Origin of the sequence: Bacillus sp. SIMBA_026, from assembly GCF_046535335.1 — a bacterium.
In the GTDB taxonomy this organism is placed as follows: domain Bacteria; phylum Bacillota; class Bacilli; order Bacillales; family Bacillaceae; genus Bacillus; species Bacillus velezensis.
Map to the genome: position 1 here is coordinate 1 of NZ_JAWRWX010000262.1, position 262 is coordinate 262.

The window sequence follows — 262 nt, forward strand, 5'->3', positions numbered from 1 at the left end:
CCGATAGACGTCCAGGGGATCAGCCGCGCACTCCATCTCGAAGCGGCGGGAAATGACCACCTGGAAGACTTCGCCGTCGACGATTGCTTCCTTGCCCCGATCAATCGCCTCCAAGTACTTGGCCTCATCCCAGCGTTCCTGCACGCTGGATGCGAAGTCCAAGGCTGTGCCCTGGAGGACGGACACCGGCTGCGCCACAGGTGTACTGACCTGGTCCAAGAGGGCATTTACCCGGGCAACGGCGTCGTGCCAAGCTTCATCG

1 pseudogene is annotated in these 262 nt (G+C 61.8%); it reads right to left on the reverse strand.

Annotated elements, in window-relative coordinates:
• Positions 1-219 (reverse strand): annotated as a pseudogene (locus SB847_RS21410) (hypothetical protein); the annotation flags it as partial.
• Between the last annotated feature and the right edge of the window lie 43 nt (positions 220-262).